This window comes from Salipiger sp. PrR002, from assembly GCF_010500775.1.
In the GTDB taxonomy this organism is placed as follows: Bacteria; Pseudomonadota; Alphaproteobacteria; order Rhodobacterales; family Rhodobacteraceae; genus Salipiger.
The window spans coordinates 73409-95878 of record NZ_JAAGOU010000012.1; the positions used below are offsets into that span (position 1 = coordinate 73409).

The window sequence follows — 22470 nt, forward strand, 5'->3', positions numbered from 1 at the left end:
ATGTCTGTAAGGGTCGACCACTGTCCCACGGCTCGTCAGAGGGATGCGTCCCACCCCGTGCGGCGACATCACAAGGAAAACCAAGTGTTGTCCATTCGACTTGCAGATGAGGTCCCCGAAATCTCGTTCAGCTATGAGGAGATGCTGAAAAAGTAGCTTAAGGGTTCATCGTTTTGGATAAAATTTTGTAACTTTAAGAAATCATCGTGCATGGGGGGTACAAGCGGCTTGCCAGCCATGCCGATGAAAAGCTTTAACCAAGATAGTAGAGCGACCCTTCTTAAGAATCAACCTAAACGCGCTAAGCGGGCGCGTATTTCTACCCCTGATTTACTAATCATTACAAGTATTTCAAAGTGTTAGACGTGGAACACGATGACCAAACTTAACATGCCATCCGAGCCGGACTACAAAGTGCTAAGCGCGTTCGGTGAAAAGGAAAATGAAGGTCCGATAGGCCTGGTCGCTCTTTGGCGTGTGCTCCGAAGCAACAAGCTCACGCTGCTTTTGCCCGCGCTTCTATTCGCAGCCATAGCGTCTTTCGCCGCCCTCCGCGGGAGCGACAGCTATTCGGCTGAGGCGCAGCTCATTCTGACGCGGGACAACCTTGATATCATCGCGCTGGACAGCAGCGATCGGGAAACCGTCGACAGTGCCGTGGTTGTCCATGCGGTCAATATCCTGAACTCCCGCGCCCTTGCCACGCAGGTGATTGAGGAATTGGGTCTTGCTGAAGATCCAGAGATCAACCCCTATATCGGCGTCGAGACGATTGTTGAGCAACCGGGGCTCATTCGCCGCATGCTTTATGGTCTGGGGCTGAGCCAGCCCGCCAGCACGGATGCCACTTCGCCCAGAGAAGTAGAGCAGGATTACCTGCTGGGATGGCTGCTGAGCACCTATAGCGCCGCCGCAATTCCCAATAGCAATGTGATCGTCGTGGCCGCGACCACGCAGGATCCAGAGCTTTCCGCAGATATCGCCAACAAGCTGGTCGAAGCCTTCCTCGATTTTGGCCTCGAGGCGAGCCGTCAGGAAGCCGAGCAGGCGATCGAAGCGCTGAGCGCGCGCGTGCAATCGCTGCGTATGCAGGTTCAGGCAGATCAATCCGCTCTGCAGGACGCGCGGGCGAATATTCAGGTCAACGATCCCGCCGCCCTGCAGGCCCTGTCCTCGGAACTTGCGGAGCTGAATACGCGCGCGGCAGAGGTGACCGGGGAGATAGAGGCATTGGGCGCGGTGCGGGATGCGCTGGATGCACTCGCGGGCGAGGCACCGGAGGTTATCGCAGAGCGTTTGACCACGGATGCGCGGTTCGCCGGGATCACCCGCAGCGCCCTGTCCACAGCCCCAACCGCCGAAACCGCGCGCAGTGGCCTCGACGCGGTGCGCGCGTCGGTGACGGCGTCGCTGGCCACCCAAGAACAGCGCAGGGACGCGCTCGAGGCGGGCAGCGACCGTCTGGCAAGCCGGTTGCGCAGCAGCAATGAGAACACTTTGACGCTCAGCCGCCTCGAGGTGGAACTGGAAACAACGACAGCGGTCTATTCCAGCGCCTTGGCGCGGTTGAAAGAGCTGGTCATGGAAAGCGGGCTTCGCAACCAAGGCGGGCGGTTCTTGGCCCGTGCGGCGCCGCCGGTGAAAGCGGACAGCCAAGGTCGGCGGCGCTTTGTTGCGATTGCCGCAGTTCTGGGTCTGCTGGTCGGTGCGGCTGTCGTCCTGATCCGCGAAGCCTCGAACGAGCGTATTCGCAGTCTGTCCGATATGCCGGCGGCTGCGCGCGCCTATGCGCGCGTCGAAATCCCGCGTCTGAAAAGCCGGATGCGATTTGCCAGACCCCTGCGCAATGGCCGCTTTCTTGCGGGCAAGGACAACGCTTTTTCCGAAGCGGTCCGTATTTGCCGCAGGCTGATCCTAGAGCAGGCTGAGCCGGGCCAGCCGCTGACCATCAATGTCATTTCGGCGCTTCCCCGAGAGGGCAAATCGACCCTCTGCGGCGCTTTGGCCAGCAGTTTCGTGCTGGTGGGAAAGCGCACTTTGATCATTGATGCAGACCTGCGCGCACGCGGCCTGACCAGCAGCATAGAGCCGAATTTGCCCGCTGTCGGCCTGCAGCAGGCGATCACGGATCATCCGATTGGTGCCTTGCAGTATGTTCAGCATTCCTCTGAGCTGGGGTTCGATTACCTGCCCGCGGGCGAGGATCTGCGCAACCCGGCGGATTTGCTGGAGATGAAACACTTCAAGAGTTTGGTCAATGAACTCAAAGAGCGCTACGACGTGGTGCTGATCGACACGCCTCCGGTGCTGCTATTCCCCGAGGCGCGATCCGTCGCCGAAGTGGCGAACCACACGCTCTTGGTGACCGGCTACAATCAAACGCCCACGTCAGCCTTGAATGAAGTGTTCACCCTGCTGCCCAAAAAGGCCATGTCGCGATTGACACTCGTGCTTGCGAAAGTGCCGTACTCCGCCGGAGCGCGCTTTGGTGCGCCAGAGCGAAAGTCCAGCTACTGATATGACGCGGGCCTGAACTCTGCTGCTTTTGCCGGGAATGCTATAGGAGGCATCTCGGATGGCCGAGCGAATGTCATGTTGCTGACACAGATAAAAAGTCAATATCGGGAATGTGACTAAATTCTTGGCGGCGGTTACTTTTATCTACCGTCACTGTCGAGAAGGCTGTGCTTATTCCAAAGGAATCATTCTAAAGTAGTTTACACAATTTTAACTAAATCGCCCCTCCTGGGCTAAGTTTTGGCACATTTGATCCCAAGGGACATCTAGACCATCGCGCATTCTTTGGTCGGAAAGGTTGACGGATGCATCACGTTTCTCAGACGGTCCACTCTGAAAGCATGCTCCGGAGCCGTGAGGGCTTCTACATGCAATTTGGCAAGCGCCTGTTGGATATCATGCTTGTCCTCATGATCGCGCCGATGCTGCTGCCGGTCATCGCGGCCTTGGCGGTTCTTGCGCGGCGTGACGGCGGTAAAGCGTTCTTCGGTCACAAGCGCGTCGGTCAAAATGGCGCGTCTTTCCGGTGCTGGAAAATTCGCTCTATGGTGCCTGATGCCGAGGCGCGTCTGCGCGCCTATCTGGACGCAAATCCGGCGGCCGCAGAAGAGTGGGCGCGGGATCACAAGCTGACGAATGATCCCCGGATCACCCCTTTCGGCGATTTCATCCGGAAAACCAGCCTCGACGAGCTGCCCCAGATTTTCAACGTTCTGAAGGGCGAGATGACCTTCGTCGGCCCGCGGCCGATCATCGAGGACGAGCTGGCGAAATACGGTAACAAAAAGCAGCATTATCTTGCGCAAAAGCCGGGGATCACCGGACTTTGGCAAGTCTCTGGCCGCAACGATCTGTCCTATGACGAGCGGGTCAATCTTGACGTCGCCTACCTGAGCCAGCGCTCGCTGCTGGTGGACGCGAATATCATGATGCGGACCGCTTGGGCCGTGCTCGGGAAGACCGGTCGCTAACGTTTCTCTCGGCTCGCTCGGTCCGGTCGTCTGAAGCGACACCGGGCCAGCCACCCCGGCCCCGTAAGATACTTGAAGAAAGCTAGAAGGCCCTGCGGGATGCGACGGATGAGTTTCCGTTCTGCACCCCGGCGGGGCCTTCGGCTTTTCAGGGGTATTTTCTGGGGGCTTGCTGTGCGCCTGCTGGGCGATGTGGCACAGCAGGTGCGATCTGTCCTTCGCAGCGGCGCCCTTATGCTGTCGCGGGCGCGCGGCGGAATGGAACACCGTTGAACAAGAAGCGTGTCACCGGGGATGCGGCGATGAGCATGGCGGTGAGCCAGGATAGGATGAACACGCTTGCGGTGATCAGCAGGAATTTCACGAAGTTTCCGACCGGCAGGCTGGCCAGAGCCAGTGTCGCCACAAAAATATAGGCGTGGTGGACGAGATAGATGGAAAATGAGTAGTCTACGAATTTCTTCACGACATGGGAGGGTTTGCTGAGGAATTTCTTAAGAAGGACCAGAGTAATCTGAGAGAAGGCGACGCCGGTGCCCGATATTGCGACGAGGTTGATGAGTTGGGATGTCTCCTCACGGATATGCCAAGTCTGCATATAGAAGAAGAAGCTTACCGCGCCGATCGCGACAAAGCTCCAAGAGAAGCTGGTGAAACGGTTCAAGAAAGCTGAGGAGGTGCCAAGGACCGTGCCAAGCATGAAGAAGGTGAAATAGAGCGCGACGTATCGGATCACCTTTAGGAGTATGGTGATCAGCGCGAAATTGGTGGTCTCGAGGATTGCGGTGGAGGTTACGCGTTCCAGCAGGGCCACCCCTGCAATGATGATGAACAGGATGTAGGGAAAGAGTGTCTGGTTGGATAGGAAATCGCCAAACTGGCGGATTTTATCCCGAATGCCCAACATCCAAAGTGCTGTCAGGGTGATGCAGCACACGATAAGCACGGGCAGGAACCAAAGGTGCTCGATCCACTGGTTTCCCGGCGTGGTCAGCAGTTTCATGAACTCCGATAGGGCGAGGTCGAAGCTGCCTTGCGTCAGGACGGCGTAGACGAACATCTGTATCGGGCTGATCAAAAGTACCGCAGACACAAAGGGCACCCCGAGCCGCACCATCCGCGATTTCAGCCAGTCGATTGGGGCCGTTCGCTGCAGCAGCAGAGCTGCGAACAAGCCTGCGATCATGAAGAAGGCGTGCATGCGGAACGAGTGGGAAAGGCCGCAGAAAAACCTGATGATGGCCCCACCGTCAGCGATGAAGTAGGACCATTGCGCGCTGGCGATGAACATCAGGCCCACATGATAGGGGATGCCAAGCGACATATACACGGCGCGTGCCGCGTCCAAATAGTAGATTCTATTTCCGTTCATTTTGTGAAATCCAGATCGAAAAAGGAGGAGGAATGACTGCCTATTGTCGCAGCTCAGGAAGAGGCGTGCGCGACGGTGCGCTGACAAGATGCGCAAGGCCGGAAAATGTGATGTCGGATGCGTCTATTCGTTCAGGGAAGGCGGTTTGATAAGCAGTCTGCGCAAACCGGAAGAAAACAACTGCGCAATTCTGGAGGGATAGTACATCCACTGCATGGCCGGTGGCAAAGGGCAGAACTGATACTGATGAAACGAAGGCTGCAGCATGGTGCGAAGCCAGTTCTTTCGCGCCTTCCGCAGCAGGTCGGAATCCGCTTGCCAGCTAAACATGAACTCGCCACCCATCATATGCATGGCCATACGCTTTTCGAGGTCTAAGTCCCCGGAAAGATTGAGCAGGCAAAGCCTTAGAAACTCCGCTCCACGCCCCGTTGTCTGATCTCCCCAGCGCTCTGGCGCAGCAGCGAGGGCGTGAAATTCTAGTGTCGCCTCGACGGTGCCCAATTGACCGAACTCTTGGGCGAGGCTCCGAACGCGCCTCAGGTCAAAGCTCGGGGCGTGGAGCAGCGCGTCGACATCGCTCAGCCAATGCAAGCGGGACCACAGATGTCGGGCATGGTGGTGGCAAATGTAGTTGAATAGAAACTCGGGCTCCATCACCGGCAGTGAAAGCCCGCCGAAGTCCAGCATCTTGAGATTGTCGAAGAGGTCATAGCTGGCGAAAATTCCCGAAAATTTGTCGATGCCGGGCTGCAAGTCGATGGCGATGCCCGACGGCGAGATCAGCACAGCGGAGCGGGCAAACTTCAGCAGCGCTTTGATGTCGGGCTCTTTGGTCAGCACGCCGCCTTTGCCGTTCGGGGCATAAAGTTGGTAACCCTCCTGAAGCGCCTTTCGCAGGAGTTGCGCGAACCTCTGGGGCTCTACCGCGATGTCGATATCGCGGCACGGGCGGAGCCCGATATCGGGATAAAACTCCCGGGCCAGCACGATGCCTTTGAAGACCACGAAGTTGATGTCCAGCGGATAAACGCAGGTTTCGACAAATCGGCGCAGCTCTGACACCACTTTCAGGTTCTGCAGCGCCTGTTGCGCGACCGCTTCCTGAACCTCCGTTTGAAACGGTCTCGCGGCGTCGGGCCAGCCGATCTCGCGCAGGTTCCGAGCCAGTTGCGGCAGGCTGTGGTTCCTTGCGGCGGAGCGGAAGACCACCTCCCAGTCGGACACCTCACCGCTCAGCGCCCGCGCGAACTCCTTCTGGCTTTCCGACAGCGAGAAAAGCGACATCAAGAGCAAGAATTGATTGTCCACCGTGAGCAAGGATGGGTCGATCGTATCAAAGTTCAAAGCATTCAGCCTTTGCTCGCGGGCGGTGCTGGCCGGGGAATTCTGAACGCATGCCAAGCCGTGAGGGGCAAGCGGGAGCCGCGCCGACATTGGAGGGTGGGGCGTGGGCGGCCCTGCCTGCCAACTGCCGAGTGTTCGTGCTGCAAGAGCGTCGTTCTGGCCCGAAGACGGGCGGTGCGCGGTTTCAGCTTAATTCTCGCCGCGCCTGGCTCTGGCGTCATAATCTGCGGCATTAGCGCCCTCATTTGTGGATCGCTGCAGAGCCACCTTGGCATTTTGATGCGGTAGGGGCGGGGACTTCATAAAATTTGCGGTGCGCATGAAGCAGGCAAAGAGGTCTGGTGACTTCTGGAAATGCATATGTTCACGTTGACTATGCCTGCCGGTTGCGTCCTTGTCACCCGTGCGTAGCCTTAAATTGCCACGTCGTCGCCTTCTTTGTCACCGGGCAAGGAGGCCGCAAACTGGATGCACAAAACGTCCACGTATCGTTACATTTTTAGGCATTTGAGAATATGTTCAATAGGATTGGCGGTTACGTCACTTTTTGGAAAAACGTACTGGCACTGCTTCGCTATTCCGACGGGCGGTTGACGCTTCTGGTGGTTATCGTGGCGGTGCTGGAGGCCGTTTTCGGCGTTGCCATGCTGTTTGCAATTAAGGTTCTGGTAGGCTCTATCGCGCAGACTGGCGCGGCCGAGGTCGATGTCTTCAACCAAAGAACCATGATCGCATTGGGGCTGACCCTTGCGGCACTTACGCTGGGCAAGCTTTTGGCCTCTTGCGGCACCTATCTGCGCGCAAAACAGAGCCTGCTGGTCGCAGATGTGGTCAACGAAGAAATCCAGCGCCGTACCGTCGCGGCGGACCTCAGTTTCTTTGACAGCGCTCTTTATTACGATGCGCTGGAACGCGCCCGCGAAGTCGGTGCGCAGCGCCCCGCCGAGGTGATTTCGAACGCGCTGACCTGTCTGCGCAGCCTGATCCTCTTGCTCGGTGTGGGCGTGGTGATCGTCGGGCTCGATTGGCGCATCCTGCCGGGGGTGATCTTGGCGTTGGTGCTGACGTTGATGGTGCAGCTGCGCTCGACCAGCATGCGATACCAATGGATTACCCAGCGCGTGCAATTGGAACGGAAGGCGTCCTATCTCGACTGGCTGCTCACGTCGCAACAATACGCGAAGGAAGTCCGCCTGTTCCATCTCGGTGACACGCTGCGACTGCGGTACCGCGCGCTGCGCGACACGATCCGCGCCGCGCAGGTGCGGATTGAATGGGTCAGGGCGACCCGCGAGGCCCTGATCGCGCTGGTCGCCGGGGCGGTCTTCATCGGTTCCGCCTATCTGATTGCCAGCTCTGCTCCCGACAACGCCGGGGCGCTGAGCGCCTTGGTGCTGCTGCTCGTTGCCTTTCAGCGCGCCGAGGCGGCGGGGCGCGCGGCGGTGCAAAGCCTCTCACGCCTTTACGACGACCGGCTGTTTCTTGGTCAGCTCTTTCGGTTTCTGGACATCGAGCCCAGTATCAAAGTACCCGCGCAGGCGAGCGCTTTGCCCGAGACGCTGTCAGAGGGGCTGCGGCTGGAGAACATCCAATTTTCCTATCCGCGCAGCAGCGATGCGGCGCTGAAGGGCGTCTCTCTGTCGCTGCCACCGGGCAAATTCGTCGCGCTTGTGGGCGGCAATGGGTCTGGAAAATCGTCGCTGATCAAGGTCATGTGCCGCCTCTATGACGCACAGGGCGGGCGGATCACCCTTGATGGCGAGGATATCCGAAATTTTGATCCGGTGGATTACCGAAGCCAATTCGGTGTGGTTTTTCAGGACTTTGGCCAATACGCCTTTACCGCACGAGAAAACATTCACCTCGGCGATCTGTCGCAGGATCCCATGGGGCCGCGCATCGAGGAGGCGGCGACACTTGCCGGAGCCCATGACATCGTCACGCGCCTGCCACGTGGCTATGACACGATGCTGGTGCGCATGTTCGACGATGGTGAAGAGCTGAGCGGAGGTCAGTGGCAGAGGGTGGCGCTTGCCCGGGCGTTCTTTCCCAACTCGCGGTTTCTTATCCTCGACGAGCCGACCAGTGCCACCGATCCCAGCGCGGAATCTGCGCTTTTCTCCAATTTCCGCGACAAGCTTGGGGACCGCGCGGCTTTGGTAATCAGTCACCGGCTCTCGACCATTCGATTCGCGGATTACACCTATGTGCTGGATGGCGGCCGGATCATAGAAGAGGGGCGGCACGAGGACCTCGTAGCGGCGCGGGGCAGCTACTACAGAATGTTTAAAGCGCAGATGCCGGATTAGACGGTTCTGACGGATGTCAGCGGGTCATCTATTTTCCGACACGGGCCGCTTGGTGCGTAAAGCGGTTCTTCTTAAGTCTCTGTTCGGCATAGGATAATTGAACTTGTCTACAGGATTTCTTGCGGGTGCTGAAAAATTAGCCGCGCGTCGGCGGGAATAGGGTGTTTGGCGGGCCGCGCCTTGGAGAAAGGTTAATTTTGTGCTAAAAATTTTGAGGCGCGTGCTCGGAAATTCAACTGGAGCGCGTAAGGTCCCAATCATCTTGGAGATTATTTCCAATGACTGACACTACAGCAAAAACCGCCTACGCCGCACCCAGCCTTTGCAAGATGGGCCGCGTCGAATCCCTTACTGCAGGTACTAGCAAAGGTGCTCAGACGGACGCCAGCTTCCCTGTTACGACGCCCTTTGTCGATGTCACCTTCTCCTGAAGGCGGCGCAGACAAGCGCGTGCTTTTTTGACCTGAAATTCGTAAACGAAAGGTTTTTCTATGGATAAGCAGAACTATTTCGCACCCCGACTGGTCTTGCAGGGGTCTGCAGAGCAACTGACCCACGGCGCAAGCTGCCCGGGTCCGGCGCTTGACGCAAGTTTCTCGACCGGCACTCCTCGTGGCAGCCTGACCTGCACGACGGATTCCTCCATGTTCTCCTAAATTGAGGTGACGCGGCTGCGACGTTTGCCGCCTCACGTCTAAGTTTAATTCAAGTCCATACGGGCTCTTCCGCTTTTGTGCGGTTCTTAACGCGTGTCTTGTTATCTTGTGAGTATACTGAATGACTGACCCAAAGCCTTATTCGGCTCCTGAACTTCTTTGCGCTGGACGTGTCGAAGACGTAACTCAGGAGGACGGCGGAAGACGGAAAAATGGTTGGGGCTACGGTTGGGGTCACAGCAAAACCGCGAATGGGAATGGGTACGGTCGAGACCGTGACGACTCATTTTCTTAACTTCAGCCAGTTGTTCCCGAAATTTATGTCCAATTCCTCTTTGAACGTGTCCTCCTCGGACGAGGCAGCATCCGGTGCTGCGGAATGTCTTTATGTCGCGCGCCCAGATGTTGTCGCCTCTGATCTTGGGGGGCATTGGGCTTTGCTCGATCTGGAGACGAGCCTGTACTACACCCTGAACGCGAGCGGCGCAGAGGTTTGGAATGCAATGCAAACTCCTGCGCCGCTATCTCAGCTGATCTCGGCGGTGACAAAAGCCTTTTCGGTCTCTGAAGACGACTGTCGCAAGGATATCGAGGCCCTGCTGCAAGAATTGGTTGCGGCGGGCTTGGCGAGCGTGGTCGCGCCCGAGGGCCCCGAGGGCAATGCACAGAGTTAGAGCCGGGCTCCGGCGCGGCCTTTTGTTTCTGCTTTGCCTGCTGACAGTGGTATTCGTCCGGGCGGCGCTCTGTGTCACCAAATTCACCCGCATTCGAAAGTGGCTGGTCCGGCCCAATGCACGACGCCGCGACAATGCCGCCCGCGCCCATGTGGTTGCGCGCAGCGTGGCGAAGGCCGCGCGTTTCGTGCCCAAGGCCACCTGCATGACACAGGCGATTTCCGGGCAGGCGGTGCTGAGCTGGTTTGGCGTGCCCACCGAGCTGGTGATCGGGGCCGCCAGCGCCGCGACGCCCGCGGCCAGCGAGGCGACGGATTTTCATGCCTGGCTCCTCTGGCAGGACAGCGTGATCCTTGGTGGTGAGGAACTGGCCCGACGCCGCTTTGCGCCGCTGTCGCGCTTCTCCTCGCAGCACATATGAGGGTCGATTTCGCACTTCTGGCGTTGTCGGGGTCGACCGGTGCGGTCGAAAGTCGGCGCCGCTTCGACCTTTTGCAGGCACAGGGCAGCGACCCGGCGTGCTGCGTTCGAGACCCGCATCTTTGGCTTTGGGCGAGCGATGCATCTGCTCTGAAGCAGACAGAGGCGCTGACCCTCTGCGGCCATGTCCGTCTCGACAATCGCGCCGAGCTGCTGGCCGATCTGGGGCCTGATCAGGGGGTTGAGGGCACCGGGAGCGACGCGTTGCCTGATCTGGATCTCGTGCTGCAGCTCTGCGCGAAACGCGGGCCAGAGGCGCTGACCCGGATCTCCGGCAGTTTCGGCCTCGCGCTCTGGCAGGGCGACAGCGCCTGCCTGACCGTGGTGCGCGACCATTTTGGCATCTGCCCGCTCTATCTCGGGGCGCAGGACGGGCAATTGGTGATCGCCAGCGATCTGCGACTTGCAGCGCATCTGGACGCGCGTCCGCTGGTGGCGCGCGCCGACACCGTCTCTGCCTATCTCGCTGGCTTCGAAGAGAGTGAGACCCGCACCGTCTATGCTGGACTCGATCGGCTGCCGCGCGCGCATGTGCTGACGTGGCGGCCCGGATCGACGCCGCAGACGCAGCGCTACTGGCAGCTTGTCATGCCCGAGCCGATGCCGCTGCCCGACGCGGCGCCGGCCCTGCGCGCGGCCCTGCAGCGCGCTGTCGCGCTGCGCCGGGGGGACCCTGCCAAGACCGGCTGCATGCTCAGCGGCGGTCTGGATTCCTCATCCATCGCGGCGCTTGCCACCGCGCCCGCATCTGCGCCAGCCGCAACTGCGCGAAAGCCGCTGCGCAGCTTTTCTTTCGTCTACAACAAGAGCGACAGCTTCGACGAAAGCCCCTTCATCGCGGAGGTCAATCAACACATCGGGGCCGATCCGGTGCTGATCCACATAGAGCGTGGGCCGCAACCGGAGGATTTGCCGCAACTTGTTGAAGAGCAATTCGACCTCTGCCCCGCACCCGGACTGCTCAAAAGCCGCCGCATCTACGCCGAAGCAAGGGCGCAAGGCATGGAGGCGCTGCTGGATGGGCATGGTGGCGACGAGGTGATCTCGCATGGCTACCTGCGTTTGGCGGAACTGGCGAGCCAAGGGGCCTATCTCACGCTTTGGCGCGAGATGCGCGGCGCCGCCCGCATCTACGGAGAGCCGGTGCTCGAGCCCTATCTGGCCTATCTCTACCGGCATGCGCCGCTGCGCCGCCGCAGCGTTCGGCGGCGGGCGATCGGATGGATCGGGCGAAGGATCGAGGGTGGCCGGACGTCAAACACCAATACGCTGGCGCTGCTGCACCCGGAGTATCGCGCGGCGCAGGACGTGGATGGACGCAAAGAGCGCGCCGATGAGGCGTTTTCACCGTCTTATGGTCCGCCCGACGAGCGGCGCGCGCATCTGCGCACCATCTCGGCGCCGGTGATGGTGCGGGCCTTCGAGGTGCTGCATCGCAGTGCCGCTGCACAGGGGATCGAGCCGATCTATCCGTTCTTTGACCGCGCGCTGGTCGAGCTTTGCCTGCGGGTGCCGCCCGAGGGCAAGCTGCGCGGCGGCTGGAGCCGCCGGGTCCTGCGCGAAGCGATGGCGGGGAGTCTGCCGCCGCGCGTCCAATGGCGCCCGGACAAGGCCAATTTCAATACCGAGGTCGCAGGGTTCGTTCTGGCCTATCTCGACGATCCAGACCGCGCCCGGAGGATCGAGCAGCGCTTGCAGGCGATCGTCGATCTGTCGGTCTTTTGGGACTGGTACGCCTTGATGCGCAACGGCCCGTCCAAGGAAAGCGCGGCGGTCGTGCAGGTTCTGTGGCAGGCGATCTATCTCGCGGCATGGCTCGAGCGGCTGGACCATTGGAACGCGTGCCAGCGAGAGGGAACGTTGTGGTGAGTGATTTTCGCTATCACGCTTTTGGGCAGGTCATCGCGTCAGAGTTCCCGATCGACGTGCTGGAGGTCGCTGCGCCGGAGGCTCAGCCGACCATCTGGGTCAAGCTTTCAGACGGCTTGCGGCAGGGCGCGCAGGCGGAGGATCCCTTCTTCGAAATCACCGAGACGCGGCAGTTTTTCGAATGGAGCACTGTTGGTGCCTTCGAGATCACCACGCCAGAGTGTATTCGCGTCGATCCGCGCCCCGATGTGCCTTGGCGGCTGGTTTGCCAGCCGCTGCTTGGGATCGTCATCTCGGTCACGCTCGAGCGGCTTGGCCTGTTCTGCCTGCATGGCGGCAGCGTCGATGTGGATGGCGGCGCGGTGATCGTTCTGGGCGACAAGGGTGCGGGCAAATCGACCACCGTGTCGAGCCTGCTGCGCGCCGGCCACCATCTGCTGACCGATGATTTGGTGGCGCTCGACTGCAGCGCTCCGGACAGCTCTGCCGAAGTGCAGACCGGGTTTCCCGCGGTAAAGCTCTGGCCCGATTCCGCCGAGGCGCTGGCGCTTGAGGATGGCGCGGGCTCCGAGCTGATACACCCCTCCATCACCAAGGTTCAGCAGCAGATCAACCCGGCGAAGATGGCGCGTCCCGCGCCGGCGCGGGCGATCTTCCTGCTTGCCCCGACGGCGGAGGGCGAGACCCGCGCAGAACGGCTTCCGGCGACGCAAGCGCTGCAGGCGCTGCTCTATTTCGCCTTCATCGCGCGTTTTGGGAATACCTCCTTGGGAAAAGCCCATCTGGCGGTCTTCATGAAGCGCTGCTGCCATGTGGTGAAATCGACGCCGGTTTACGTGCTGCACATCCGCCGCGACCTTGGGCAACTCGATGATCTCGCGCGGGTCATTCGCGCCGAGGCCGCTGCCGCAACCGCCTGATCCGGCGCGCGGCTCTCCAATAAGTTGTGCAAGTGCATACCCGCGCGGCACTGGCCGCCCGCAGGGCCGCAAAGCCGGGCGTGTCATTGGAATAAAGCTGCTCGGAACCGCAAATGCCTCTATGCTGAAATCAGGCATTACATGTCGCTGCCTCGGAGTCGGTTCCGCGAAATCGGCGCGGCATGTCCGGCCCTATTGTCTTGTGCTATTATTGGAAACGTCATGACACTGAAGAGCTTTTGCCGCGCCGCCACGCTGATCAGAGCCTTTGACCCTCCCGCTCCGACGCCAGCTTTGCCAAGGCGTGCGCACGGTGCCTGCGCGCTGATTGTCGGCGTGTTCTGCATCGCTCTCGCGGGCTTGGTCACGGCATCCGCTGCGCGCGCGCAATCCCAGTCGTCCTCTTCCACGGTTGGGACCGGGTCGTTGGTGCATGATTACCTGCTGCAGCCCGGCGACAGTCTGCGCCTCTCCATGCCGGGTATCTCTGGCCAGACATGGGACGCGACGATCGACATGACCGGGAATATTCGCTTTCCCTTTCTGGATCAGCACAAGGCTGCGGGCATCACCTTGGCCGAGCTGAATACGAAGATGGAGGTCGCCGCCACGGGGCTTGAGGTGCAGGTTTTCGACGGGGCCCAGAAGAGCACGGCGGTGCTCTCGGGCGATGAAATCTATTTGCAGGTCCTCCGCTATCGGCCGGTCACGGTGATCGGCGATATTTCCCAGCCAGGCACTGTGGATTTTGTGCCCGGGATGACGGTGCGCGCGTTGCTGGGTCAGGCCGGCGGGGCACAAATTGCGGAATTGGCAGGGCTGCGGGCACCCGCGGACAGCACCGTAAGGCTGCAATCCGCCCTGCAGACGCAGAAATGGATGCAAGCGCAGGTTTTGCGTAGCAAAATCCTGCTTGAGGCGCCGCTCGACGGGGTGTCGGTTGGAAAATCAGAGGCCGAGCAACTGCGCGGCTATTTGGGCGACGTCGAAGGCAAGGCGCTGGTGTCCGAGATCGAGATCGCCCTGCGCGAGCGCCAGTATGAGCGTGTCGATCTGAACGAGCGCATCAATCTGACCAAGAACAGGGTCGAGAGCCTCGAGCGCGCCTATGAGAATTATCAGCAGGCTTCCATATCCGAAGAGGACCGGCTGCAGCGGGCGCTGGAAATGGGCGACAAGGGGCTGGTGACGGCGGACCGGGTGAACGAGGCGCGCAATTCGGCGCTGGCGGCCTCGACCCGGCTGCTCACGGTGGATTCCGATGTCTATGAGGCGAAGGCCGAACTGCAGCGCCTGCAGGAAGAGCTGGCGCGGGTGGATGACAGTTTCTTCTCGGGCGTGCTGGATGACAAACGTCGGTTTTCGCAGCAGCTTTCAGAGGTCACCGCTCAGGTCGACAGCCTGCGTCTGCTGCTGGCAGATGGCGGCAGTCAGGGGCAGACCCCGGTGACCCGCACCGAAATTCTCGTGCACCGGGGCATCGGCGATCAGGAGGTCAGCACGCAGATGCGCCCCGGAGACCTCGTGTACCCCGGCGACGTGGTAGAGGTGATCCTGCGTATTCCAGACTCGAACTAGGGCCGCGCGCCCGGCGCGAAATCTAAGCTGCAGGCAGTGTAGAGTTCGGCAGCCTTACCCCACCACGATCCCCGCGTCGCTCAGCGCGCCGTGCAGGCGGGCGAAGGTTTCCGAGCTTTCCATCGCCTCGTGTTTGCGCTGGCTGAGCAGCGCGTCCAGCGGCTCGGCGAGGGCGATGGCGGTGTCGACCTCCTCGTCGCTGCCGTGACGATAGGCGCCGATGCGGATCAATTCTTCCATATCGGCATAGCGCGCGGCGGCGCGGCGGGCGGTGCGGTAGATCGCGTATTCGTCCTCGTTGTGGCAGTCCGGCAGCATCCGCGAGATCGAGCGCAGCAGGTTCACCGCCGGGAAGCGGCCCTGTTCGGCGATCTTTCGGTCCAGCACGATATGCCCGTCCATGATGCCGCGCACCGCGTCGGCGATCGGGTCTTCCATGTCGCCGCCATCGACCAGCACCGTGTAAAGCGCGGTGATGTCCCCGGCGCTGCCCGAGCCCGGACCCGCGCGCTCCATCATCCGCGGCAGTTCCGCGAAGGTGGTGGGCGGGTAGCCCTTGGAGGTCGGCGGCTCGCCCCCGGCAAGGCCGATCTCGCGCTGCGCCATGGCGAAACGGGTCACGCTGTCGAGCAGCAGCAGCACCTGCTTGCCCTGATCGCGGAAATGCTCGGCCACGGCGGTGGCGGTCCAGGCGGCCTGTCGGCGCATCAGCGGCGGCTCGTCACCGGTCGAGACCACGACCACCGAACGCGCCATGCCTTCCTCGCCAAGATCCTCCTGCAAGAAGTCCTGCACCTCGCGGCCCCGCTCGCCGACGAGGCCGACAACGATCACATCCGCCTGCGCGCCGCGCGCCAGCATCGCCATCATCGTCGATTTACCGACGCCGGATCCGGCAAAGACCCCCATGCGCTGGCCGCGGCACAGCGGGGTGAAGACGTCCATCACCTTGACCTTGGTGTTGAGCCGCTCGCCAACGCGGCGGCGTTCGAAGGCGGGGGGAGGGGCGGCGCGGATCTTGCGGGGGGCGTCGCCCTCGGGCAGGCGGCCCTTGCCGTCGAGCGGCTGTCCGAGCGCGTTCACCACCCGGCCGATCCATGCGTCATCGGGACGAATCTCGGCGGCGCTGTGCGAGACCTGTACCGGATCGCCGGTGCGCACCCCGTCCCAGCTGCCGAAGGGCAAAAGCCGTGTGCCCTGCGAGTCGATGCCCACGACCTCTGCCAGAACCGGCCCTTCGCGGCCCTGCACAAGGCAGTGCGCCCCGATGCCGACGGCGCGTTCGAGCCCCGACACGGTAAGGACAAGCCCCAGCGCAGAGGTCACCTGCCCGGAAATGCTTGACCTTTCAATGGTCCGTGTAAGACTTGATAGCTCCGAAAACGCCGTGTGCATGGCTACTATCCATTGATCAGTTCGTTTTATTCATGCTATCCTTGTTTCAACCAAAAGGGAACTCTTCATGAAACTTGGTGGAATGTCCTTTTTCCAGCTCGCTTCGGACCGCATGACGTGGCTCGGGGCGCGGCAGACTGTGATTTCTGAAAACATCGCCAACGCCGACACGCCGAATTACAAAGCGCGTGAGGTCAATGACTTCGCCGAGGCACTGGAAGGACAGCGCAGCTTCAACGGGCTCGACACCACCGATTCCCAGCACATCCGCAACACCACCACCGCGCCTGATGGCGTGCGGATCGAGCGCGACGAGACCGCGTGGGAAGGCAGCCTCGACGGCAACACCGTGTCGGTCGAGCAGCAGACCATCAAAGCCGCCGAAGTGGCGGGCAACTACCGGCTTGCGGCCGAGCTTTACCGCAAGGGCAACAGCCTGCTGACCATCGCGGTCACGGGCATTCGCTGAGAGGGGCCGTCATGGATCCGCTGAAATCCATTCTCAACGTCGCGGCCAGCGGCATGCGTGCACAGGGCGAGCGGCTGAAGGTCGTGTCGGAAAACGTGGCCAACGCCAGTTCCACCGCCAACGAGCCGGGCGGCGATCCCTACCGCCGCAAGGTCATCTCCTTCGAAGAGATGGTCGACCGCGAAAGCGGCGCGTCGATGGTGAACGTCTCGGATGTCACCCGCGACGACGCCGACTTCGAACTGCGTTACGACCCCGCGCACCCCTCGGCCAACGAGGATGGCTTTGTGAAGGTGTCGAACGTGAAGACCATTCTCGAACTGGCCAACATGCGCGAAGCCTCGCGCAGCTATCAGGCCAACCTCAACATGTTTGAAACCGGGCGCACCATGCGGACCCAGCTTCTCGATCTGCTGAAATAGGACTCCCAAGAATGGCGGAACCCTCGTCGCTCCTTTCGCTGAACTCTGCCAGCGGGGCCTACCGGGCCTCGCGCGACATGGTTGCCGAAAAGACGCCCCCGATCGTCCCCGAGCAGAACGAGGGGCCGAGCTTTTCCGAGATGGTCGCAAAGGCCGGGGCGGAAACCGTGCAGACCATGCGCGAGGCCGAGGCTACGGCGCAGACCGGGCTGCGCGGCGGGGCCGACACGCAGCAGGTGGTGCTGGCCACGCTGGAGCTGGAATCGACGGTGAAGGTCGCCGTCTCGGTGCGCGACAAGCTGGTCGAGGCCTATCAGGAAATCATGCGGATGCCGGTCTGATCCGGCAGTGGGGGCGCGGTGACAGAAAGCGATACGCATACGATCCTGTCGGAGGCGTTCCTGACCGTGCTCTACGCGTCCGGCCCGATCATGGCGATCGCGCTGGTCATCGGCCTCGTGGTCGCCTTCTTTCAGGCGCTGACGCAAGTGCAGGAAATGACGCTGACCTTCGTGCCGAAGATCGTGTCAATCTTTCTTGGCCTGCTGGTGCTGATCCCCTTCATGTACGCCATGGTCAAACAGTTCTCGGACACGGTGTTCGACCTGATCGTCAGCGGGGGGCTGTGATGCGCCGTCTGGTGGATGTGCTTTTGGGGGCCGGGCTGGTGCTGCTGCTTGTGGCGCCGGGGGCCCGCGCCGACTGGAGCGATTTCTACCGCCCGACAGAGCGCGCCGCCGCGCCCGCGCCGGTTCTGCGCGGCGCCGCCGATCCGGGCGGCGTCTGCATCCGCGAGATCTTGCGCGCGCAGTTGCGCAATCAGATCCCCGGCAACCTGCTTTTGGGCATCGGCCTGCAAGAGGCGGGGATGATGCATGAGGGCGAGCTGACGATCTGGCCGTGGACTGCCAATGCCGATGGCGACGGGCGCTATTTCGACAGCCCCGAGACGGCGGCCAGCTGGGTGCGCGCGCGCCGTGGCGCGGGCGTCACCTCGATCGACCTTGGCTGCATGCAGGTGAACCTGCGCTGGCACCCCGACGCCTTTGCCTCCTACGAGCAGGGCTTCGATCCGGCGCAGAATGTCGACTATGCGGCACGGCTGCTGGTCTCGCTCTACGAGCAGACCGGCGACTGGATCGAGGCGGCGGGCCGCTATCATTCGGCCACCCCCGAGTATAAAGACGTCTACCTCTCGCGGCTGCGCCAGAACGTCGAGATCGCCAATGAGCGGCTCGATATCTTCCGCGCGCTCGCTTCGGCAGAGGGCGGCACCCTCGCCGAGCCGGTGACCGTCGCCACCACGCAGCCGCTGCCCGAGGGGCACTTCTGGACCTCTTCGATCACCACCCGCTCGGGCGCCGCCGCCGAGGGCGCGCGCTCGCTCTTTGGGCGCGAGGTGATGCAGCCCGTGCTTCCCGCCTTCCGAAAGATGTTCTGATGGCCCTGACCGATCCCTTCACCGCCACGCAGAAAAAGAGCAGCAACCTGCTGGGCAAGGGCATGGCCAACCGCGACGTGGGCTTCGCCATCGGCGTGACGCTGATGCTGGCGGTGCTCTTCGTGCCGCTGCCGCCGGTGATCCTCGATTTCGGCCTCGCGGTGTCGCTGTCGGTCTCGGTGCTGATCCTGATGGTCTCGCTGTGGATTCCCAAGCCATTGGAATTCAACTCATTTCCGACGCTTCTGCTGGTCGTCACCATGCTGCGGCTGTCGCTCAACGTCGCCTCGACCCGGCTGATCCTCTCCGAAGGCCACACCGGCCCCAGCGCCGCGGGCGGGGTGATCGAGGGCTTCTCGCGCTTCATCGTGGGCGGCAACTTCATCATCGGCATCGTGGTCTTTGCCATCCTCGTGGTGATCAACTTCGTGGTGATCACCAAGGGCTCGACCCGGATCGCCGAAGTCTCCGCCCGCTTCTCGCTGGACTCGATGCCCGGCAAGCAGATGGCGATCGACGCCGACCTCGGCGCCGGGCTGATCGACGAAGAGCAGGCGCGCAGCCGCCGCAAGGAACTGGAGGACGAGAGCGGGTTCTTCGGGGCGATGGACGGTGCTTCCAAATTTGTGCGCGGCGATGCGGTGGCGGGGATCATCATCACCATCATCAACGTCATCGGCGGAATTCTGATCGGCGTCGCGCAGCACGGGCTGTCGCTCTCGGAGGCGGCCAATTTCTACACGGTGCTGACCATCGGCGACGGGCTGGTGACGCAGGTTCCGGCGCTGGTGGTCTCGCTGGCGGCGGGTCTGATCGTCACCAAGGGCGGCACCGAAGGCGCGGCGAACGAGGCGGTTCTGGGCCAGCTCTCGAAGTTCCCGAAGGCGCTCTTCATGGCCTCGGCGCTGCTCTTTGGCATCGGGCTGCTGCCCGGCTTTCCGGCGCTGGTCTTCACCGCGCTGGCGGGGCTGATGATCGGGCTTGGCATTCTGGTGCAGCGTGGCGCGGAAGAGGCCGCAAGGACCGCCGCCCGCGAAGAGGTTGCGCGGCAGAAGGCCGAGGCCGCACCCGCCGAAGACAACATCAAAGAGACCCTGAAGCTCGACAGTCTGCGGCTCGATCTGGGGCAGGCGCTGGTGCCGCTGATCTCCAGCCCCGATGCGGCGCTGGCCGGTAAGATCAAGAGCCTGCGCGGCCTCTTCGCGCGCGAGTTCGGCTTTGTGCTGCCCACCGTGCGCATCAAGGACGAGCCGATGCTGCCCTCGCAGAGCTATGGCATCATGGTGCAGGGCGTCGAAGTGGCCCGCGGCGAGGTGCGTCCGGCGGGCATGATGGTGGTCAATCCCGGCAACTGCGGCCTGAAGGGCGAGAAGGGCAAAGACCCGACCTTTGGTCTCGAGGCGCTGTGGGTCGATCCGCAAACCGCCAAGACCGCCGAGGGCATGGGGCTGACGGTGGTCGATCCGGAAAGCGTGATCATCACCCATCTGACCGAGGTGGTGAAGGAGCATCTGCCCGAGCTGATGACCTATGGCGCCACGCAGGAACTGATCGAAGGGCTCGACCGCGAGTATCAGAAGCTGGCCAAGGACATCCCCGGCAACGCGCCGATGGTGCTGATCCAGCAGGTGCTGCAGGGTCTGCTGGCCGAGAGGGTTTCGGCGCGAAACCTCCCGCTGATCATCGAAGCGATCGCCGACGCCAAGCGCAGCACCAACAGCGTCACGCAGATCATCGAGCAGGTGCGCCGCCGCCTCGCCAACCAGATCTGCAAGTCGATGATGGATGGCTCGGGCTTTATCTCGGTGATCACCATGGGCCCGGCGTGGGAGAAGGAATTCCTCGAAGCGTTGCGGGTCAGCGGCGACGAGCGCAATTTCGTCATGTCGCCGCAGCGGGTGCAGGACTTCGTGCTGCAGGCCCGCCGCGAGATCCAGCAGTTCGCCGAGCGTGACGAATGGCCGGCGCTGCTGGTCAGCCCCGAGGTGCGCAGCTTCGTGCGTTCGATGCTGGAGCGGGTGAGCCCGATGACCACGGTGCTGTCGCACAATGAGATTCACCGCAAGGCGGCGCTGCGCACCGTCGCCACCATCGGCAAATAGATGAACCTCTCGGCGTTCCTCACCGCCGAGTTTCTCGGTGTGGCGCTGGTCTTCGCACGGATCGGCGGCATCATCATGTTCGTGCCCGGCTTCGGCGAGGCGCTGTTCCCGGCCCGCCACCGGCTGGCCATGGCGCTGGTGCTGTCGCTGGCGCTTTATCCTCTGACGCCGCTTGGCCCGGTGGATTTCGAGAACCCCGCCGCCTTCCTTGGGACCATGGCGATCGAGTTGACGCTGGGCGTCTGGATCGGGGTCACGGCGCGCATCCTGCTGACCGGGCTGCAGTTCGCGGGCTATCAGATCGGCATGATCTCGGGGCTCGCCAACGCGTTCTCGCCCAGCCTTGGCTCGTTCGAGGGCGCAAACCTCGTCTCCTCGGCGCTGATGATGGCGGCTGTGGCGGTGATCTTCGCCACCGATATGCACCATATGATCATCGGCGCGATGGTGATGAGCTATGAGGTGTTCCCGCCGGGGCGGATCCTGACCGGCGATCTGGCGCAGCAGATGGTCAAGGCGGTGAGCCAGAGCTTTTATATGGGGCTGTCGATCGCCGCGCCGTTCTTTGTCATGGGGCTGTTGCTCAACCTCGCCATGGGCCTGACCGCGCGGATGATGCCGACGTTGCCGGTGTTCTTCGTCGCGGGCTCGGTGCTGATCATGTCGGGGCTTTTGGTGCTGGTCATGGCGACGCCGATGATGCTGCGCGAGTTCGCTGACGAATTCGCCGCATGGCTCGGCCTGCTGGTGTTCTGAGGGGGCGCTGCAGATGGCCGAAGACGAGGATAAGGACAACAAGACCGAAGAGCCGACAGAGCGAAAGCTTCGACAGGCGCGCGAGAAAGGCGACGTTCCCAGCTCCAAGGAGGTTGGCAATGTGACCGGGGTGCTGTCGCTCTTTGCGGTGACGGCCTTTGTTCTGCCCAGTGTTTCGGCGCCGCTCTCGGGCATTCTGCGCGGGGTGTTCGAGACCGCCGGTCAGGTGCATGTGGGCGAGGGCGTGGCTGGCATCCGCGATCTCGGCGGCGTCACGTGGGGCGTGCTGCGCGGCGTCGGGGTGCTGCTTGCGCCGCTGATGGCGCTGATGGTTCTGGGGGCGCTGGCCGGGGCGGTGCTGCAGGGCGACGTGGTTGTGGCCGCCGAGCGCATCAAGCCGAAACTGTCGAAAATCTCGCCCATCAGCGGATTTAAGAAAATCTTTTCGACCAGCGCGATGGTGGAGTTCCTCAAGAGCATCGTGAAGGTGCTGGTGGTCGCGACGATCGGGCTTTGGATCACCTATAAGATGGTGCGCGAGATTTGGCAGGCGCAGGGCATTCTGCCCGGCGTGGTGACCGAACTGGCGCGGCAGGCCGCCTCGCAGATGCTGCTTGTGGTGCTGGCGCTGCTGGTGGTGATCGCGGTGGCGGATGTGTTCTGGAAGCGGTTCGATCACCGGCGCAAGCAGCGCATGTCGCTGCAGGAGATCAAGGACGAGACCAAGGACACCGAGGGCGATCCGCAGATCCGTGGCAAGCGCGCGCAATTGCGCCGCGAGCGCGCCAAGCAGCGTATTGCGCAGTCGGTGCCGCGCGCCACGGTGGTGCTGACCAACCCGACCCATTACGCGGTGGCGCTGAAATACGAGAGCGGCGTCGACATGGCTCCGGTCTGCGTGGCCAAAGGGGCCGATCTCATGGCGGCGCGGATCCGTCAGTTGGCGCGCGAGTCCGAGGTTCCGATCATTGAGAACAAGCCGCTGGCGCGGGCGCTGCACGATGTGGCCGAACTCGACAAGCAAATCCCCGTGCAGCACTGGGAAGCGGTGGCCGCAATCATCGGCTACGTCATGGACATGCAGCGCAACATCAAGCGCCCGCTGCCCGAAGGATCGAGTCTGCGCGAGGAAGACTGACGCATCGGCCAGGGTTATTCCTCTCGTCGTGGGCGTCACCGGCAGATGGTCGCG

19 protein-coding genes are annotated in these 22470 nt (G+C 62.0%); 16 read left to right on the forward strand and 3 right to left on the reverse strand.

The genetic code is table 11. The features are described 5' to 3' along the window. Nucleotides 1-375 precede the first annotated feature (375 nt). Both G0A00_RS14165 and G0A00_RS14170 read left to right on the forward strand, forming a co-directional pair. Complete coding sequence (locus tag G0A00_RS14165) at nucleotides 376-2517, forward strand: tyrosine-protein kinase domain-containing protein (protein WP_164180633.1); 2142 nt, start codon at nucleotides 376-378, stop codon at nucleotides 2515-2517. Between the two features lie 368 nt (nucleotides 2518-2885). Then, nucleotides 2886-3488 (forward strand): sugar transferase, encoded by a 603-nt coding sequence (locus tag G0A00_RS14170; RefSeq protein WP_368667706.1) that lies wholly within the window; start codon nucleotides 2886-2888, stop codon nucleotides 3486-3488. A gap of 232 nt (nucleotides 3489-3720) precedes the next feature. Here the strand turns inward: G0A00_RS14170 and G0A00_RS14175 are convergent, their stop codons facing one another. Together G0A00_RS14175 and G0A00_RS14180 are read right to left on the reverse strand one after the other, a co-directional pair. Then, the gene (locus tag G0A00_RS14175; RefSeq protein WP_164180637.1) at nucleotides 3721-4860 is read right to left on the reverse strand and encodes an acyltransferase family protein; all 1140 of its coding nucleotides are present in this window, start codon (nucleotides 4858-4860) and stop codon (nucleotides 3721-3723) included. Nucleotides 4861-4983: 123 nt separating this feature from the next. Continuing rightward, nucleotides 4984-6207, reverse strand: coding sequence for a nucleotidyltransferase family protein (locus tag G0A00_RS14180; protein ID WP_164180639.1), 1224 nt, complete (start codon nucleotides 6205-6207; stop codon nucleotides 4984-4986). A gap of 515 nt (nucleotides 6208-6722) precedes the next feature. On the opposite strand from G0A00_RS14180, the gene G0A00_RS14185 reads away from it, so the two are divergent. The 6 genes from G0A00_RS14185 to G0A00_RS14210 all read left to right on the forward strand — a co-directional run bounded on the left by G0A00_RS14185 (nucleotide 6723) and on the right by G0A00_RS14210 (nucleotide 14693). Continuing rightward, the gene (locus tag G0A00_RS14185) at nucleotides 6723-8516 is read left to right on the forward strand and encodes an ABC transporter ATP-binding protein (RefSeq protein ID WP_164180641.1); all 1794 of its coding nucleotides are present in this window, start codon (nucleotides 6723-6725) and stop codon (nucleotides 8514-8516) included. Between the two features lie 913 nt (nucleotides 8517-9429). Continuing rightward, the gene (locus G0A00_RS14190; RefSeq protein WP_164180643.1) at nucleotides 9430-9846 is read left to right on the forward strand and encodes a PqqD family protein; all 417 of its coding nucleotides are present in this window, start codon (nucleotides 9430-9432) and stop codon (nucleotides 9844-9846) included. A 22-nt stretch (nucleotides 9847-9868) separates the two neighbouring features. Continuing rightward, on the forward strand, nucleotides 9869-10267 hold the full coding sequence (locus G0A00_RS14195; RefSeq protein WP_164180645.1) for a lasso peptide biosynthesis B2 protein: 399 nt from the start codon (nucleotides 9869-9871) through the stop codon (nucleotides 10265-10267). Continuing rightward, entirely contained in the window at nucleotides 10264-12195 is a 1932-nt protein-coding gene (locus G0A00_RS14200; protein WP_164180646.1) for an asparagine synthase-related protein, read from the forward strand. Before G0A00_RS14195 ends, G0A00_RS14200 begins: the two co-directional genes overlap by 4 nt. After that, nucleotides 12192-13115, forward strand: a complete 924-nt coding sequence (locus tag G0A00_RS14205) for a hypothetical protein (RefSeq protein ID WP_164180648.1) — start codon at nucleotides 12192-12194, stop codon at nucleotides 13113-13115. The genes G0A00_RS14200 and G0A00_RS14205 overlap by 4 nt, the downstream gene beginning before the upstream one ends. A 429-nt stretch (nucleotides 13116-13544) precedes the next feature. Beyond that, complete coding sequence (locus G0A00_RS14210; protein WP_368667707.1) at nucleotides 13545-14693, forward strand: polysaccharide biosynthesis/export family protein; 1149 nt, start codon at nucleotides 13545-13547, stop codon at nucleotides 14691-14693. 54 nt (nucleotides 14694-14747) lie between these two features. Here G0A00_RS14210 and fliI read toward each other — a convergent pair whose 3' ends face one another. Beyond that, nucleotides 14748-16088 (reverse strand): flagellar protein export ATPase FliI, encoded by a 1341-nt coding sequence (gene fliI / locus G0A00_RS14215; protein WP_066111335.1) that lies wholly within the window; start codon nucleotides 16086-16088, stop codon nucleotides 14748-14750. 67 nt (nucleotides 16089-16155) lie between these two features. Here fliI and flgB point away from each other — a divergent pair, with 67 nt between their 5' ends. The 8 genes from flgB to flhB are packed head-to-tail and all read left to right on the forward strand — an operon-like array spanning nucleotide 16156 to nucleotide 22416. Beyond that, a complete protein-coding gene (gene flgB / locus G0A00_RS14220) occupies nucleotides 16156-16557 on the forward strand; it encodes a flagellar basal body rod protein FlgB (RefSeq protein ID WP_066111337.1) in 402 nt (133 codons plus the stop codon). A gap of 11 nt (nucleotides 16558-16568) precedes the next feature. Further along, complete coding sequence (gene flgC / locus G0A00_RS14225) at nucleotides 16569-16979, forward strand: flagellar basal body rod protein FlgC (protein WP_066111339.1); 411 nt, start codon at nucleotides 16569-16571, stop codon at nucleotides 16977-16979. 11 nt (nucleotides 16980-16990) lie between these two features. Next, complete coding sequence (locus G0A00_RS14230) at nucleotides 16991-17320, forward strand: flagellar hook-basal body complex protein FliE (protein WP_066111341.1); 330 nt, start codon at nucleotides 16991-16993, stop codon at nucleotides 17318-17320. An 18-nt stretch (nucleotides 17321-17338) separates the two neighbouring features. Then, complete coding sequence (locus G0A00_RS14235) at nucleotides 17339-17608, forward strand: flagellar biosynthetic protein FliQ (protein ID WP_066111343.1); 270 nt, start codon at nucleotides 17339-17341, stop codon at nucleotides 17606-17608. Next, entirely contained in the window at nucleotides 17608-18420 is an 813-nt protein-coding gene (locus tag G0A00_RS14240) for a lytic transglycosylase domain-containing protein (protein ID WP_164180652.1), read from the forward strand. Before G0A00_RS14235 ends, G0A00_RS14240 begins: the two co-directional genes overlap by 1 nt. Next, nucleotides 18420-20522, forward strand: coding sequence for a flagellar biosynthesis protein FlhA (flhA, locus tag G0A00_RS14245; protein WP_164180654.1), 2103 nt, complete (start codon nucleotides 18420-18422; stop codon nucleotides 20520-20522). The genes G0A00_RS14240 and flhA overlap by 1 nt, the downstream gene beginning before the upstream one ends. Then, the gene (locus G0A00_RS14250; protein WP_164180656.1) at nucleotides 20523-21278 is read left to right on the forward strand and encodes a flagellar biosynthetic protein FliR; all 756 of its coding nucleotides are present in this window, start codon (nucleotides 20523-20525) and stop codon (nucleotides 21276-21278) included. Nucleotides 21279-21291: 13 nt separating this feature from the next. Beyond that, nucleotides 21292-22416: a flagellar biosynthesis protein FlhB gene (gene flhB / locus G0A00_RS14255; RefSeq protein ID WP_164180658.1), complete on the forward strand. Its 1125-nt coding sequence runs from the start codon at nucleotides 21292-21294 to the stop codon at nucleotides 22414-22416. Nucleotides 22417-22470: the final 54 nt, after the last annotated feature.

Bases quoted from the DNA above. Each gene is read 5' to 3' on its own strand.
- flgC (WP_066111339.1), top strand. From the start codon at position 16,569: ATGGATCCGCTGAAATCCATTCTCAACGTCGCGGCCAGCGGCATGCGT.
- G0A00_RS14200 (WP_164180646.1), top strand. From the start codon at position 10,264: ATGAGGGTCGATTTCGCACTTCTGGCGTTGTCGGGGTCGACCGGTGCG.
- G0A00_RS14230 (WP_066111341.1), top strand. From the start codon at position 16,991: ATGGCGGAACCCTCGTCGCTCCTTTCGCTGAACTCTGCCAGCGGGGCC.
- G0A00_RS14250 (WP_164180656.1), top strand. From the start codon at position 20,523: ATGAACCTCTCGGCGTTCCTCACCGCCGAGTTTCTCGGTGTGGCGCTG.
- G0A00_RS14170 (WP_368667706.1), top strand. From the start codon at position 2,886: ATGCAATTTGGCAAGCGCCTGTTGGATATCATGCTTGTCCTCATGATC.
- G0A00_RS14185 (WP_164180641.1), top strand. From the start codon at position 6,723: ATGTTCAATAGGATTGGCGGTTACGTCACTTTTTGGAAAAACGTACTG.
- fliI (WP_066111335.1), bottom strand. From the start codon at position 16,088: ATGCACACGGCGTTTTCGGAGCTATCAAGTCTTACACGGACCATTGAA.
- G0A00_RS14240 (WP_164180652.1), top strand. From the start codon at position 17,608: ATGCGCCGTCTGGTGGATGTGCTTTTGGGGGCCGGGCTGGTGCTGCTG.
- G0A00_RS14165 (WP_164180633.1), top strand. From the start codon at position 376: ATGACCAAACTTAACATGCCATCCGAGCCGGACTACAAAGTGCTAAGC.
- flhB (WP_164180658.1), top strand. From the start codon at position 21,292: ATGGCCGAAGACGAGGATAAGGACAACAAGACCGAAGAGCCGACAGAG.
- G0A00_RS14175 (WP_164180637.1), bottom strand. From the start codon at position 4,860: ATGAACGGAAATAGAATCTACTATTTGGACGCGGCACGCGCCGTGTAT.
- G0A00_RS14190 (WP_164180643.1), top strand. From the start codon at position 9,430: ATGGGTACGGTCGAGACCGTGACGACTCATTTTCTTAACTTCAGCCAG.
- flhA (WP_164180654.1), top strand. From the start codon at position 18,420: ATGGCCCTGACCGATCCCTTCACCGCCACGCAGAAAAAGAGCAGCAAC.
- flgB (WP_066111337.1), top strand. From the start codon at position 16,156: ATGAAACTTGGTGGAATGTCCTTTTTCCAGCTCGCTTCGGACCGCATG.